This is a genomic window from Bacillus sp. EA-CB0995 (assembly GCF_055814245.1).
The window spans coordinates 1355604-1367324 of record NZ_CP169269.1; the positions used below are offsets into that span (position 1 = coordinate 1355604).

General features: G+C 38.6%; 9 protein-coding genes and 3 pseudogenes. All 12 read left to right on the plus strand.

Annotated features, from left to right (window positions below; translation table 11 throughout):
* Positions 1 to 44 precede the first annotated feature (44 nt).
* Positions 45 to 613: pseudogene (grpE, locus tag ACEWFJ_RS07055) on the plus strand (nucleotide exchange factor GrpE).
* 25 nt (positions 614 to 638) lie between these two features.
* The gene (dnaK, locus tag ACEWFJ_RS07060) at positions 639 to 2474 is read left to right on the plus strand and encodes a chaperone protein DnaK (RefSeq protein ID WP_473691272.1); all 1836 of its coding nucleotides are present in this window, start codon (positions 639 to 641) and stop codon (positions 2472 to 2474) included.
* A 215-nt stretch (positions 2475 to 2689) separates the two neighbouring features.
* Positions 2690 to 3802, plus strand: a complete 1113-nt coding sequence (dnaJ, locus tag ACEWFJ_RS07065; protein ID WP_473691276.1) for a molecular chaperone DnaJ — start codon at positions 2690 to 2692, stop codon at positions 3800 to 3802.
* 28 nt (positions 3803 to 3830) lie between these two features.
* A complete protein-coding gene (gene prmA / locus ACEWFJ_RS07070) occupies positions 3831 to 4769 on the plus strand; it encodes a 50S ribosomal protein L11 methyltransferase (protein WP_473691278.1) in 939 nt (312 codons plus the stop codon).
* A 175-nt stretch (positions 4770 to 4944) separates the two neighbouring features.
* Positions 4945 to 5694 carry a 16S rRNA (uracil(1498)-N(3))-methyltransferase gene (locus ACEWFJ_RS07075; protein WP_429708995.1) on the plus strand — a complete coding sequence of 250 codons (750 nt, stop codon included), beginning with the start codon at positions 4945 to 4947 and terminating at the stop codon, positions 5692 to 5694.
* Between the two features lie 6 nt (positions 5695 to 5700).
* Positions 5701 to 7052, plus strand: a pseudogene (gene mtaB, locus ACEWFJ_RS07080) (tRNA (N(6)-L-threonylcarbamoyladenosine(37)-C(2))-methylthiotransferase MtaB).
* Between the two features lie 170 nt (positions 7053 to 7222).
* A complete protein-coding gene (deoC, locus tag ACEWFJ_RS07085; RefSeq protein ID WP_473691280.1) occupies positions 7223 to 7888 on the plus strand; it encodes a deoxyribose-phosphate aldolase in 666 nt (221 codons plus the stop codon).
* Between the two features lie 312 nt (positions 7889 to 8200).
* Positions 8201 to 8374, plus strand: a complete 174-nt coding sequence (gene rpsU / locus ACEWFJ_RS07090) for a 30S ribosomal protein S21 (RefSeq protein WP_020062243.1) — start codon at positions 8201 to 8203, stop codon at positions 8372 to 8374.
* A 15-nt stretch (positions 8375 to 8389) separates the two neighbouring features.
* The gene (locus tag ACEWFJ_RS07095; protein ID WP_473691283.1) at positions 8390 to 8833 is read left to right on the plus strand and encodes a GatB/YqeY domain-containing protein; all 444 of its coding nucleotides are present in this window, start codon (positions 8390 to 8392) and stop codon (positions 8831 to 8833) included.
* 102 nt (positions 8834 to 8935) lie between these two features.
* Positions 8936 to 9277, plus strand: coding sequence for a sporulation protein YqfC (gene yqfC / locus ACEWFJ_RS07100; protein WP_473691285.1), 342 nt, complete (start codon positions 8936 to 8938; stop codon positions 9275 to 9277).
* Positions 9278 to 9543: 266 nt separating this feature from the next.
* Positions 9544 to 10743: a sporulation protein YqfD gene (yqfD, locus tag ACEWFJ_RS07105; protein ID WP_429708576.1), complete on the plus strand. Its 1200-nt coding sequence runs from the start codon at positions 9544 to 9546 to the stop codon at positions 10741 to 10743.
* Between the two features lie 7 nt (positions 10744 to 10750).
* A pseudogene (locus ACEWFJ_RS07110) lies at positions 10751 to 11709 on the plus strand (PhoH family protein).
* Positions 11710 to 11721: the final 12 nt, after the last annotated feature.

Genomic DNA, 11721 nt, shown 5'->3' on the forward strand with positions numbered 1-11721 from the left:
GTGCTGAGTTGTATTGGCCCTGCTTTTTTAAGGAGGTGAAAGTTGTGGAAGAGCGTAATGAACAAGTGGTAGAAGAAGTAAAAGAAGCGCAAACAGAAGAAGCTGTAGCACCAGAAAATAGCGAAGAAACTGTTGGAGAAGAAAAAGCGAAGCTGCTCTTTTACAAGCAAAAGTAGATGGATTACAAGCGAAATTGACGGAAACGGAAGGTCGCATGCTTCGTCTACAAGCTGATTTTGAAAACTATAAGCGCCGCGTTCAACTAGATAAGCAAGCGGCTGAAAAGTATAGATCACAAAGTCTTGTGTCAGACATTTTGCCAGCTCTTGATAACTTTGAAAGAGCAATGCAGGTAGAAGCAAATGATGAGCAAATGAAATCCTTATTACAAGGGATGGAAATGGTATATCGTCAATTGTTAGAAGCTCTGACAAAAGAAGGTGTTGAAGCAATCGAAGCTGTTGGAAAACAGTTTGATCCGCATGAACATCAAGCTGTCATGCAAGTAGAAGACAGTGAATTTGAATCGAACGCGGTTGTGGAAGAATTCCAAAAAGGCTACAAGCTGAAAGATCGTGTGATTCGACCATCAATGGTTAAAGTAAATCAATAATTACATAAATATAGGAGGTTTCGTCATGAGTAAAATCATCGGTATTGACTTAGGTACAACAAACTCTTGTGTAGCTGTTATGGAAGGCGGGGAACCAAAGGTTATTCCAAATCCAGAAGGTAACCGTACAACTCCTTCTGTTGTAGCTTTCAAAAATGAAGAGCGTCAAGTTGGGGAAGTAGCGAAGCGTCAAGCGATTACGAACCCAAATACAATTATCTCTATTAAACGTCATATGGGTACAGATTACAAAGTAGAAGTAGAAGGTAAAGAATATACACCTCAAGAACTTTCTGCGATTATTTTACAAAACTTAAAAGCTTCTGCTGAAGCATATTTAGGTGAGCCGGTAACAAAGGCTGTTATTACTGTACCAGCATACTTCAACGATGCAGAGCGTCAAGCGACAAAAGATGCAGGCCGCATTGCTGGTTTAGAAGTAGAACGTATTATTAACGAACCAACAGCAGCTGCGCTTGCTTACGGTTTAGAAAAACAAGACGAAGAACAAAAAATCTTAGTATATGACTTAGGTGGCGGTACATTCGACGTATCTATCCTTGAATTAGCAGATGGAACATTCGAAGTTATTTCAACTGCTGGTGACAACCGTCTTGGTGGTGATGACTTTGACCAAGTTATCATTGATCATTTAGTAGCTGAATTCAAAAAAGAAAATAACATTGATTTAAGCCAAGATAAAATGGCGCTTCAACGTTTGAAAGATGCAGCTGAAAAAGCGAAGAAAGATCTTTCTGGTGTAACACAAACACAAATTTCATTACCATTCATTAGCGCTGGAGCTGCAGGTCCATTACATTTAGAATTAACATTAACAAGAGCGAAATTCGAAGAACTTTCAGCGAACCTTGTTGAAAGAACATTAGAACCAACTCGTCGTGCATTAAAAGACGCTGGTCTTTCTCCAAGCGAATTAGATAAAGTAATTCTTGTTGGTGGTTCTACTCGTATCCCAGCTGTACAAGAAGCGATTAAACGTGAAACTGGTAAAGAACCATATAAAGGTGTAAACCCTGATGAAGTTGTAGCATTAGGTGCTGCAGTACAGGGTGGTGTACTTACTGGTGATGTAAAAGGCGTTCTATTATTAGACGTAACTCCGCTTTCTTTAGGTATCGAAACAATGGGCGGTGTGTTTACAAAATTAATCGAGCGTAACACAACAATCCCAACAAGTAAATCACAAGTGTTCTCAACAGCTGCTGATAACCAACCAGCAGTAGACATTCACGTACTACAAGGTGAGCGTCCAATGGCAGCGGATAACAAAACGTTAGGTCGTTTCCAACTAACAGATATCCCGCCAGCACCACGTGGCATCCCACAAATCGAAGTAACATTCGATATTGATGCGAACGGTATCGTAAACGTACGTGCAAAAGATTTAGGAACAAGTAAAGAACAAGTAATTACAATCCAATCTTCTTCAGGCCTTTCTGATGAAGAAGTAGATCGTATGGTAAAAGAAGCAGAAACAAATGCTGATGCTGACCAAAAACGTAAAGAAGAAGTTGAACTTCGCAATGAAGCAGATCAACTTGTATTCCAAACAGATAAAGTTGTAAAAGATTTAGAAGGCAAAGTAGATGCAGCTGAAGTAGCGAAAGCAACAGAAGCAAAAGATGCATTACAAGCGGCAATCGAGAAAAACGATCTTGATGAAATCCGTGCGAAAAAAGATGCACTTCAAGAAATCGTACAACAATTAACTGTAAAGTTATATGAGCAAGCTCAAGCTGCTGCAGGATCACAGCAAGCAGAAGGCGCACAAGGCAATGCAGGCGCAAAAAATGACAATGTAGTCGATGCTGAGTTTGAAGAAGTAAAAGAAGATAAGTAATAAAATAAGTAAGATGACAAAAAGTCAAAGTCAAGCGTGCCTTGGCTTTGGCTTTTTTCACGAGTGGAGAAAAGACCGGGTGCACACGGAGTCTTTTGTGTGAGAGTCCAATGTTTTTCTTTTTGCATACTGTAAGTAAGGAAACAGTGTTGCAAAGCACTTTCTTTCGATGTTAAAATTACGTTTATGTGAAAGGATTCGGGGGTTACAAACTTATGAGTAAACGAGATTACTATGAGGTGCTTGGCGTTAGCAAGGGCGCTTCAAAAGATGAGATTAAAAAAGCATACCGTCGTTTGGCGAAAAAGTATCATCCAGATGTAAGTACAGAAGAAAATGCAATTGAAAAATTTAAAGAAGTGCAAGAAGCATACGAAGTATTAAGTGATGATTCAAAACGTGCGCAGTACGATCAATTCGGTCATGCTGATCCAAATCAAGGCTTTGGTGGTTTTGGCGGTGGCGACTTCGGTGGCGGTTTCGGTTTTGAAGACATCTTTAGTTCATTCTTTGGTGGTGGAGGCGGTAGACGCCGTGATCCAAATGCGCCGCGTCAAGGTGCAGATCTTCAATATCAAGTTTCTTTAAATTTTGAAGAAGCAATTTCTGGTAAGGAAATGGATATTGAAATTCCAACTGAAGATCCTTGTAATACATGTAGTGGTAGCGGAGCAAAACCGGGAACTTCGAAAGAAACATGTAAACATTGTTCTGGAACAGGGCAAGTTAGTGTGGAGCAAAACACGCCATTTGGTCGTATTGTGAATCGTCAAGCTTGTAGACAATGCTCTGGAACAGGTCAAATAATTAAAGAAAAATGTACAACATGCCATGGCTCTGGAAAAGTACGTAAACGTAAAAAAATTAACATTAAAATTCCAGCAGGTATTGATAATGGTCAACAAATTCGCGTGTCTGGTAAAGGAGAAGCTGGTGTAAACGGCGGACCAGCAGGTGATTTATATGTAGTAGTTCGTGTAATAGAGCATGAATTCTTCCATCGCGAAGGTGATGATATTATTTGTGAAATGCCATTAACGTTTGCGCAAGCAGCACTTGGAGATGAAGTGGAAGTTCCGACTGTGCTTGGAAAAGTAAAGTTAAAAATTCCAGCAGGAACACAAACAGGAACAGAATTCCGTTTAAAAGGAAAAGGTGCGCCAAACGTACGCGGATATGGGCAAGGTGATCAATATGTTGTTGTTCGTGTTGTTACACCAACAAAATTAACATCCCACCAAAAAGAATTGTTGAGAGAATTTACAGGTCAAGAAGACCATGATGATAGCCTATTTAAAAAGCTTAAGCGAGCTTTTAAAGGGGAATAATGGAAATAAAAAATGGAGTTGGTAAATTGTGAAATGGTCAGAAATTAGTATTCATACAACAGAGGAAGCTGTAGAAGCAATCTCGCATATTTTACATGAAGCAGGAGCAAGCGGTGTTGCGATTGAAGATCCTGCTGAATTAACGAAAGAGCGTGAACAACAATTTGGTGAGATTTATGCGTTAAATCCAGCTGAATATCCAACAGAAGGTGTACTTGTAAAAGCGTATTTCCCAAAGAATGATACTTTGCAAGAAACAATTACAAGTGTAAAATCATCCATTGATCTGTTACCTTCTTACGGAATCGAGATTGGAGCAGCAACTGTATCTGTTAATGAGGTAGATGAAGAGGATTGGGCTACTGCTTGGAAAAAATATTACCATCCAGTGAAAATTTCTGATACATTTACAATTGTGCCAACATGGGAAGAGTATACACCTTCCTCACCAGAAGAAAAAATTATCGAGTTAGATCCAGGAATGGCATTTGGTACAGGAACACATCCAACAACAACGATGTGTATTCGCGCTTTAGAAAAAACAGTACAACCTGGTGATACTGTTATTGACGTTGGAACAGGATCTGGTGTGTTAAGTATTGCTGCTGCTAAACTAGGTGCTGCCTCTATTCAAGCATACGATCTAGATCCGGTTGCAGTAGAAAGCGCTGAGATGAACGTTCGATTAAATCATACAGAGAATGTTGTAACCGTTGGACAGAACAGTTTACTAGAGGGCATTGAAGGTCCTGTTGATTTAATTGTTGCAAATCTACTAGCGGAAATTATTTTGTTATTCCCAGAAGATGCAGCGAGAGTTTTAAAACCGGGTGGACTGTTTATTACATCTGGTATTATTGCTGCGAAAGAAAAAATTATAACAGAAGCGTTAGTAAAAGCAGGTTTTACAGTAGAAGAAGTGTTAACGATGGAAGATTGGGTAGCAATTATTGCGCGTAAAGGGTAAGATGGAATTTCCCTTTTTTAAGAGTTTATTGCCCGTTTGACGGGAGAATATAAGCGGACAGTCTCTCGCTGACAGTAGTGAGGGACTTACCGTTTGTTCAGTCCAAATTATACTGTTTGGCTCTTTTCGTAAGCATGAGTTTACGAAAAGAGCTAAACTTTACTAAGGTGATATGATGCAGCGTTATTTTGTAGAAGAGCAAAACATAAATGAAACGACAATTCGTATTGTAGGAGATGATGTGCATCACATTGGAAGAGTGATGCGTATGACGCCTGGTGATCACATTTATTGTTGTACAAATGGGAAAACAGCAATTTGTACAATTGCTGAAATTACCAATGAATTTATAAATGCGACTATTGTAGAATGGATAGAGATGTCAAGTGAACTACCTGTGTTTGTGACAATTGCTAGCGGACTGCCTAAAGGAGATAAGCTTGAGTTGATTTTACAAAAAGGAACTGAGCTTGGAGCAGCCGCCTTTTTACCGTTTCAAGCATCTCGATCTATTGTAAAATGGGATGCGAAAAAAGCCGGGAAAAAAGTAGAGCGTTTTAATAAAATTGTAAAAGAGGCAGCCGAGCAGTCTCATCGCAGTGAAGTTCCTACTGTGTATGCACCTGTTTCTTTTAAAGAGCTTCTCACGATCAGTAAAGACTATGACAGTTGTCTTGTTGCATATGAAGAAGAAGCGAAGCAAGGTGAAAAATCAAATTTTGCTAAGGCTTTAACAAAGTTAGAGCCAGGACAAAAGGTACTCATTGTATTTGGGCCAGAAGGTGGTTTAACAGAAGGGGAAGTGTCTGCTCTTTCTGAGCATACTTTTGTACCTTGCAGTTTAGGACCAAGAATATTGCGGACAGAAACAGCGCCTTTATATGCGCTAAGTGCCGTGTCTTATCATTTTGAATTAATGGGGTGAATATATATGGCAACTGTTGCGTTTCATACGTTAGGTTGTAAAGTAAACCACTACGAGACAGAAGCGATTTGGCAACTGTTTAAACAAGGTGGTTATGAGCGAACTGAATTTGAGAAAACAGCTGATGTATATGTAATTAATACATGTACTGTAACGAATACAGGGGATAAAAAAGTCGTCAAGTAATTCGTCGTGCCGTTCGTCAAAATCCTGATGCGGTAATTTGTGTAACGGGATGTTATGCACAAACATCTCCAGCAGAAATTATGGCAATTCCAGGTGTAGATATTGTTGTCGGAACGCAAGACCGTGAGAAAATGCTTGGCTATATTGAAGAATATCGCAATGAACGTCAGCCAATTAATGCTGTACGTAACATTATGAAAACACGTGTATATGAAGAATTAGACGTACCGTACTTTACAGATCGTACGCGTGCATCTTTGAAAATTCAAGAAGGATGTAACAACTTCTGTACGTTCTGTATCATTCCATGGGCTCGTGGGTTAATGCGTTCTCGTGACGGGAAAGAAGTTATTCGCCAAGCGCAGCAATTAGTAGATGCTGGCTATAAAGAAATTGTCTTAACAGGTATCCATACAGGTGGATATGGTGAAGACATGAAAGATTATAATTTAGCAGGATTACTTCGCGATATGGAAGCGCAAGTAACAGGTTTAAAACGTCTTCGCATTTCTTCTATTGAGGCAAGTCAAATTACTGATGAAGTGATTGAAGTACTGCGCGACTCTAAAGTTGTTGTACGTCATTTACACATTCCGCTTCAATCTGGATCTAATACAGTATTGAAGCGTATGCGTCGTAAATATACAATGGAATTTTTCCAGGAGCGTTTAGATCGCTTAAAAGAAGCGTTGCCGGGATTAGCAATTACATCTGATGTTATCGTTGGTTTCCCTGGTGAAACAGAAGAAGAATTTATGGAAACGTTCAATTTTATCAAAAATAACCGTTTCTCTGAGCTCCATGTATTCCCGTATTCAAAACGTACAGGAACACCAGCAGCACGTATGGACGATCAAGTGGCAGAAGAAATCAAGAACGAGCGTGTACACCGCTTGATTGCATTATCTGATCAATTAGCGAAAGAATATGCATCTCAGTTTGAAGGTGAAGTTCTTGAAATTATTCCAGAAGAACCATTTAAAGAAGCTGATCGTGAAGGATTATATGTAGGTTATACAGATAATTACTTAAAAGTTGTTTTTGAAGGATCTGAAGAATTAATTGGTAAATTGATTAAGGTGAAAATCACGAAAGCCGGTTACCCTTATAATGAAGCACAATTTGTTCGTGTGCTAGAAGATGTATCTCCAAAAGAATCAGCAAGCGCGTAAGAGAAGAGAAAAGCATGCAAACAGTTTTGTTTGCATGCTTTTTTATTTGATGGAGAAGTTAAAATATGAAAACGCTATACTTTATGATATAATGCTGAAGATTAAGGTTGTCAGACAACTAACAAGTAACAAAATCACTGAGTATAAGTTGAGAAAGGGGCAATTTTTAAATGAACTACGCAAAATTAATTGATCATACGTTATTAAAACCAGATGCAAAAAAAGAAGCAATCGTTACTCTATGCGAAGAGGCAAAACAACATGATTTTGCTTCTGTATGTGTAAATCCAACATGGATTGAAACAGCAGCAGAAATTTTAAAAGGGACAGACGTAAAAGTTTGTACGGTAATTGGTTTTCCTCTTGGAGCAAACACATCAGAAACGAAAGCATTTGAAACAAAAGATGCAATCGCAAAAGGCGCAACAGAAGTTGACATGGTGATTAACATCGGTGCGTTAAAAGATAAAAACGACGAGTTAGTAGAGCGTGATGTTCGCGCTGTTGTAGAAGCTGCAAAAGGAAAAGCACTTGTAAAAGTAATTATTGAAACATGTCTATTAACAGAAGAAGAAAAAGTTCGTGCTTGTGAATTATCTGTAAAAGCAGGCGTTGATTTTGTAAAAACATCAACAGGATTTTCATCAGGCGGTGCAACAGTAGAAGATGTTGCATTAATGAGAAAAACAGTGGGACCAGATATCGGTGTAAAAGCATCAGGCGGTGTTCGTGACGAAAATGGCATGGACGCAATGGTAGAAGCAGGTGCAACGCGCATTGGTACAAGCTCTGGTGTAGCGCTAGTAAGCGGAAAAACAGCAACAACTGATTATTAAAATAAAAGCGGAGCCGACTGTTCAGTCCTGGCAGCTAAGATTTTTTAACACGAGGGTCTAGGATATTGTATCTAGATGATGAATAAAAGAAGCGAACGTTTTTGTAGAATAATGTCGCATTGATATAGAATTTTATATCGAAATTCAACATATCGTGAAAAAGAAGTGCGATTGCTCCGCTTTTCTTTTATCAGATAGTTGACCTAAAAGTATAAAATGTATTATAATCGTAAAAGACATGCTGAGTAAGTGTTTCTTTTTTGCATGCTGAATTTAGGATGTAAGTGGATGTTTCGGAGGGAGGGAAAGAGAATGTCAAAAACAGTCGTTCGTAAAAACGAGTCTTTGGAGGATGCACTTCGCCGTTTTAAAAGATCAACTTCTAAAGCTGGTACGCTTGCTGAAGCAAGAAAACGCGAGTTCTATGAAAAGCCAAGCGTAAAACGTAAGAAGAAATCTGAAGCGGCAAGAAAGCGTAAGTTCTAAGAGAGGGTGTAATTTATGAGTCTTCTCGGTCGTTTAAACGATGATATGAAACAAGCGATGAAGAATAAAGAAAAACAAAAATTAACCGTTATTCGTATGGTTAAGGCTGCTTTACAAAATGAAGAAATAAAACTGCAGCACTCTCTTCTAGAAGATGAGGAATTAACAGTTTTAACTCGTGAAGTAAAACAGTATAAAGACTCCCTCCTTGAATTTGAAAAAGCGGGTCGTGAGGACCTTGTTGATAAACTGAAAAGCGAAATTCAGATTTTAGAAACATATTTGCCAGAGCAATTAACAGAAGAAGAATTGGCTGCTGTTATTCAGCAAACTATTTCTGAAGTTGGTGCAGCTTCTAAAGCTGATATGGGCAAAGTGATGAGTGCTGTTATGCCGAAAGTAAAAGGTAAAGCAGATGGCTCACAAGTGAATAGGCTTGTTTCACAACTATTAGCATAAAAAAGCGTCTCATTTATAATGAGACGCTTTTTTATGTTTTTTTCAATTTGGACGTGATATTACAAGCTTTTTTCATACATATGGGATGAGAGGGGGTCTTCGATGAGAAAGTTGCAGCAAATGAAAAATTGGATTACTAAGCAGATAGACCTACCTGCGGATGTATTCATGGATCTGCCGAGAATTACCCTCGTTGGGCAGGTGCATATTTATATAGAAAATCATCGTGGATTATTAGTATTTAGTGATAAAGAGGTACGGCTTTTGTTAAAGCAAGGACAATTATTAATAAAAGGGGACTCTTTTGTTATTAAAACGATTCTTCCAGAAGAGCTTTTGCTTGAGGGAACTATTGAGCAAGTCTTGTTTTTAGAAGAAGAAAAAAAGATAGATAAAGTGAAACTTCCATTCGTGAGAAGCTTTTCCTCACGAATGGTGAGTTGAACCAATCGGGCTCTTACAGTCGATTAGTATTCGCCTCTTAGTCTTACTGCTACAACCGATTGTTTGAGCGGGATAAAGTGAAACTACCATTCGTAAGCTGTTTTTCCTTACGAATGGTAAGTTGAACCAATCGAGCTCTTACAGTCGGTTAGCCTTCGCTTCTTAGTTTTACTACTACCGACTGTTTGAGCGGGACAAAGTGATAGGGAAGGTACAGGTCTTTATGGAAGACTGCGCCTTTTTCAGAAAGCAGATGGGGGCGAGTTATGAAAAATCAGTGGTTTACAAGATGGATTGGGTATGTGAAGGTACGGATTCAAGGAAGGGGAGTAGAACGATTTATTAATGAATGTGTACGGCGTGATATTCTTGTTTGGAGTGTGAAGAAAGTAGCAGATGATACACTTGTATTTTGTATGCCGCTTCGTGATGTGAAACGATTACGTCCGATTTACCGTAAAAATGAATGTAAACTGTATTTCATTGGACGTTATGGGCTGCCATTTTGGAATAAGCGCTTACTTCGAAATAGTGGTTTTCTTGCTGGTTTTCTCCTTTTTTTCTTAATTGTTATCGTTTTATCAAACATGGTATGGAAAATAGAAATAACAGGGGCAAAGCCAGAGACGGAATATATTATGATGAAAGAATTGGACAAAATGGGTATTAAGAAAGGGAAGCTGCAATTTCAAATGCCTAGTGTAGAGACTGTACAGCGTTATTTGACTGATAATATTAATGCCATTACGTGGATTGGTTTGGAAGTGAAAGGAACGACATATCGCTTTAAAATAGTTGAAAAAAATGAACCGAAAAAAGAAAAAGAACAGGTGCCGCAACATTTAGTCGCAAAAAAAGAAGCGATTATTACGAAGATGTTTGTGGAGATTGGAAAGCCAGCAGTTATGAAAAATGATTATGTGCAAAAGGGACAACTTCTTGTATCGGGGGTATATGGGAAAGAAGATAGCCCGACAATTGTTTCTGCTAAAGGGGTTGTATTTGGTGAAACTTGGTACAAGTCTGAAGTGGAGGTACCTTTGAAAACGACATTTCAAGTCTATACAGGGAATTCATATAGAGAACATTATCTTACTTTCGGAAACGTAAAAATAAAAATATGGGGATTTCAGCATGATAAGTATAAGCGGTCTAAAACGGAGACAGTAAGACATGATGTTAAGTTGCTCGGTTTTACACTGCCGATTGCTTATGAAAAAGCGATTGTACGTGAAGAGGAGGAAGCAAACCGTGAATATACAGAAAAACAGGCAATTGCGGTGGCGGAGGAAATGGGACAAAAAGAATTAAAGAAAAAACTGGATGAACGTGCTATGATTATAGGGAAGAAAGTTTTGCATAAACAGGTTGAGAATGGGAATTTAAAATTATTGTTGCATTATACAGTGATTGAAAATATTGCAGAGGCTCAACCGATATCTGAATCCGATATTCAAGGAGATTGAGTAATTAATGGCTGAACAATTAGTAGAGATGAATCAACAATTGGAAAACCATAATGAAGCAATTGCTTTGTTTGGAGTAAATGATGCGCATTTAAAAGTAATTGAGAACGAACTTGAGGTATCGATTGTTACGAGAGGGAATCTGTTCGTGTATCTGGAACAGAAGAAGCGTTAGCTCTTGTTGAAGGTATATTACAACAGCTTCTAGTTGTTATTCGCAAGGGTGTATCGATTTCTGAGCGTGATGTAATCTACGCGATTCAACTTGGCCGTCAAGGGAAATTGGCTCATTTTGAAGAGTTATATGAAGAAGAAATCTTTAAAACAGCAAAAGGTAAGTCCATCCGTGTGAAAACGATAGGACAAAGGCAATATATTTATGCCATTAAGAAGAATGATATTGTTTTTGGAATGGGACCAGCAGGTACTGGCAAAACCTACTTAGCTGTAGTGATGGCTGTTCGTGCATTAAAAAATGGTGATGTGAAAAAAATTATTTTAACAAGACCTGCTGTTGAAGCTGGAGAAAGTTTAGGTTTTTTACCTGGAGATTTGAAAGAAAAAGTGGATCCGTATTTACGCCCTCTTTATGATGCTCTTCATGATGTGCTTGGGCAAGAACATACACAAAGAATGATAGAACGCGGTATTATTGAAATTGCCCCGTTAGCATACATGAGAGGACGAACACTCGATGATGCGTTTGTTATTCTAGATGAAGCACAAAATACAACAGGAGCGCAAATTAAAATGTTTCTAACGCGTCTTGGATTTGATTCGAAAATGGTTATAACGGGAGATCCATCCCAGATTGATTTACCGAAAGGTGTGAAATCTGGCCTTTCTATTGCAGCGAATGTATTAGACCGTGTACCTGGACTTTCGTTTATTAAACTAGAGCAATCGGATGTTGTTCGTCATCCGCTCGTACAGCGCATTATTGAAGCATATGATAAAATGGAATGATCCTGCTTGTAA